We start from the raw sequence: 3,006 nt of genomic DNA, 5'->3' as shown, positions 1-3,006 counted from the left end.
ACAATAATTTTCGATATCCAAACTGACCCCAGATACAAGGGGTTGCTGAAAAACGATAACCAACTGGCGATGTTATTCACGCTGGCCAACCTGTTTCGGGCGGACCAAATGATACGTCAGTGGGAGAGATCTCACTAAAAACTGGGGATAACGCCTTAAATGGCGAAGAAACGGTCTAAATAGGCTGATTCAAGGCATTTACGGGAGAAAAAATCGGCTCAAACATGAAGAAATGAAATGACTGAGTCAGCCGAGAAGAATTTCCCCGCTTATTCGCACCTTCCTTAGAAAATGCGCCTGAGTTTGACAAGAACATAGATAGTAGATGTATGCAGGTCTACTCTCTGATCTCTTCAATAGACCTTATTTTCGAGTCAATAAAACAACTCCATCGAGTGTTTATAACTGATAAGAAAGATCCGTTTTATGGTGAAAAGAAATGTTTCAAAGATCGCCTCTTCGCTAATGAAGATGATAATAATTATTTTAAAACTATCAGGGCGTGTTTCGGTGCTCACCCCGTAAATCTGAATCAAGAAAACTCAAAGCGTTTCGCAAGTTGGCCATTTCAAAGTCATTTCAACACTGGCGATTTGAGTGTTCATTTGTACAGTCGAGATGTGGGTAAAGAAGACCTAACGTTAAACCTCAATATCAATGAGCTGTTGGAATTTCTCAGAATTCGATATGAGTATCTTGATGTTATTGCTGATAGGATTGAAACGCTGTTTGTTGAGTATCAACACAAACTTTCAAAAGAAAAAATTGAGACTAAATTAGATCCTTTAGAACAACTCTATGTTCTTCGTACTGAGTCAGAAAAACGATTAGATAACGATTACTATAACGGGGAGATTGACGACCTGATTATGATTTTTGAAGCGGAAGTAACTGACGCTGACCTTGTACCATTGGCTGATAAGTATAAAGAATCCCTCCTACCTCTGATTGAAGAGATTAAGACGAACCTTCAAGAAATGAACATCGTTGACCTAGCAAACGATAGTGAGCTGAGAATAAGATCTGAACTTGATAAAGAGTTACGTTATGAACTTGGTAAGTTCTACACTTGGGTTCACGGTGGCAGGTACGATCCGCTACTTGAATACTATTTTGAAAGGTTTAACGCTTCTACTGACGGTAAGTTCAAGTTCACCAAAACTGTGACCTGCCCCCACGATTAGATACAACACTCAGTTAGTAACGTCGGAATCTTCATTCTCAGAATGACCCTTTCTCCAGCCCGCTGCAAATTCAGACGGTGTCTGATAATTCAGCGTGGAGTGCGGGCGGCATTCGTTATAATCCTGCCGCCAGTCATTAATAATTTTCCTGGCATGAACGATATCGCTGAACCAGTGCTCATTCAAACATTCATCGCGAAATCGTCCGTTAAAGCTCTCAATAAATCCGTTCTGCGTTGGCTTGCCCGGCTGGATTAAGCGCAACTCAACACCATGCTCAAAGGCCCATTGATCCAGTGCACGGCAAGTGAACTCCGGCCCCTGGTCAGTTCTTATCGTCGCCGGATAGCCTCGAAACAGTGCAATGCTGTCCAGAATACGCGTGACCTGAACGCCTGAAATCCCAAAGGCAACAGTGACCGTCAGGCATTCCTTTGTGAAATCATCGACGCAGGTAAGACACTTGATCCTGCGACCGGTGGAAAGTGCGTCCATGACGAAATCCATCGACCAGGTCAGATTGGGCGCCGCCGGACGGAGCAGCGGCAGACGTTCTGTTGCCAGCCCTTTACGACGTCTTCTGCGTTTTACGCCCAGGCCACTGAGGTGATAAAGCCGGTACACGCGCTTATGATTAACATGAAGCCCTTCACGGCGCAGCAACTGCCAAATACGACGGTAGCCAAAACGCCTGCGCTCCAGTGCCAGCTCAGTGATGCGCCCTGATAAATGCGCATCAGCAGCCGGACGGTGAGCCTCATAGCGGCAGGTCGACAGGGATAAACCTGTAAGCCTGCAGGCACGACGTTGCGACAGACCGGTCGCATCACACATCAACATCACGGCTTCCCGCTTCTGGTCTGTCGTCAGTACTTTCGCCCAAGAGCCACCTGAAGCGCCTCTTTATCCAGCATGGCTTCGGCAAGCAGCTTCTTGAGTCTGGCGTTCTCTTCCTCAAGCGACTTCAGGCGCTTAACTTCAGGCACCTCCATACCGCCATACTTCTTACGCCAGGTGTAAAACGTGGCATCGGAAATGGCATGCTTGCGGCAGAGTTCACGGGCGGGTACCCCAGCTTCGGCTTCGCGGAGAATACTGATGATCTGTTCGTCGGAAAAACGCTTCTTCATGGGGATGTCCTCATGTGGCTTATGAAGACATTACTAACATCGGGGTGTACTAATCAACGGGGAGCAGGTCAACTGATGACATCAAACTTACGTTTCTTAAAGCAAAGCTCATGCTAACTGAATAGTGTGAACAAATTGGCTCAGCTTTTATCTTTTGCTGTTCATTACTTTTTGTATATCAAAGTTACCTCAACATCACTGTTTGAACTTTGGGTTGTAACTCATAATGGGGCAAAAGTGTGTTTCAAACTTTGTTGGCACACTTATCTAAGATAGCCATGTTGATAAAGCATAAGTTTCGATCTTTATTGTCACAATCACCACTCGACGACTACGAACCAATCTGGCATGCGAGACTGAGAAGTTTTAGACATTAATGTTATGCCACACTTAATTGTTGAGAATTAATGAGCCCCATATTAAAAAATTCTCAACTTATTGCTTCATATCGGTGAGAATTACACAAATCAGGCTACAGGCTTTGTTCAGAAAGGTTTTTCATAACATTTTAGGGTGTAAAACGTGTAACGGTGAATAATGACGGCAACATTGTGGCCCGTAATTACCTGGCGAAGAAAGCGGGCCTGAAAATGGGCGATCCGTACTTCAAAGTCAGACCCATAATCGAGCGTCATAACATCGCTATTTTTAGCTCTAATTACACTCTCTATGCCTCCATGTCGGCCCGGTTC

General features: G+C 44.9%; 2 protein-coding genes and 2 pseudogenes. 3 read left to right on the top strand and 1 reads right to left on the bottom strand.

The features are described 5' to 3' along the window. Together HMPREF3119_RS19100 and HMPREF3119_RS06070 are read left to right on the top strand one after the other, a co-directional pair. Positions 1 to 138, top strand: a pseudogene (locus HMPREF3119_RS19100) (hypothetical protein); the annotation flags it as partial. 191 nt (positions 139 to 329) lie between these two features. Further along, positions 330 to 1,184 (top strand): hypothetical protein, encoded by an 855-nt coding sequence (locus HMPREF3119_RS06070; protein WP_246829249.1) that lies wholly within the window; start codon positions 330 to 332, stop codon positions 1,182 to 1,184. 9 nt (positions 1,185 to 1,193) lie between these two features. Here the strand turns inward: HMPREF3119_RS06070 and HMPREF3119_RS06065 are convergent. Next, positions 1,194 to 2,314 (bottom strand): IS3-like element ISSen4 family transposase gene (locus tag HMPREF3119_RS06065; RefSeq protein ID WP_087451024.1). Its coding sequence is split into 2 segments (ribosomal slippage): positions 1,194 to 2,056 and positions 2,056 to 2,314, totalling 1,122 coding nucleotides; the frame shifts between segments, so codons are not numbered across the junction. A 524-nt stretch (positions 2,315 to 2,838) separates the two neighbouring features. Here HMPREF3119_RS06065 and HMPREF3119_RS18720 point away from each other — a divergent pair. After that, positions 2,839 to 3,006: pseudogene (locus HMPREF3119_RS18720) on the top strand (DNA polymerase V subunit UmuC); the annotation flags it as partial.

The organism is Morganella sp. HMSC11D09 (assembly GCF_001807955.1).
Lineage (GTDB): Bacteria > Pseudomonadota > Gammaproteobacteria > Enterobacterales > Enterobacteriaceae > Morganella > Morganella morganii.
This window is presented reverse-complemented; position numbering and strand designations above follow the sequence as displayed.

Excerpts from the sequence above, each read along its gene's own strand:
- HMPREF3119_RS06070 (WP_246829249.1), top strand. The coding sequence starts at position 330 with ATGCAGGTCTACTCTCTGATCTCTTCAATAGACCTTATTTTCGAGTCA.